Annotated in this window: 1 pseudogene; it reads right to left on the reverse strand. The window is 74.5% G+C overall.

What is annotated here, in order from left to right:
• Positions 1 to 424 (reverse strand): annotated as a pseudogene (locus R2S09_RS40290) (hypothetical protein); the annotation flags it as partial.

Below are 424 nucleotides of genomic sequence, written 5' to 3' on the forward strand. Positions count from 1 at the left end.
ATGGCCAGGTGGAACAGGGCCTCGGTGTTGCCGTGGTCGGCGGCCTGCCGAAGCAGGGTTTCGGCGCCCTCCCGGTCCCCGGCCAGTCTCCGCAGTGGGCCCAGGAGGAACAGGGCGCCGGTGTTGCCGTGGTCGGCGGCCTGCCGGGCCAGGGTTTCGGCGCCCTCCCGGTCTCCGGCCTGTACCCGCAGCATGGCCAGGAGGAACAGGGCGTCGGTGTTGCCGTGGTCGGCGGCCTGCCGGACCAGGGTTGCGGTCCCCTCCCGGTCCCCGGCCAGTCTCCGCAGCATGGCCAGGTGGAACAGCGCCTCGGTGTTGCCGTGGTCGGCGGCCTGCCAGGCCAGGGTTTCGGCGCCCTCCTGGTCTCCGGCCTGTTCCCGCATCTCGGCCAGGCCGACCAGGGCGCCGGGGTCGGCGGCCTGCC

The sequence above is a fragment of the Streptomyces sp. MK7 genome, assembly GCF_032658145.1.
Classification (GTDB): Bacteria; Actinomycetota; Actinomycetes; order Streptomycetales; family Streptomycetaceae; genus Streptomyces; species Streptomyces spiralis.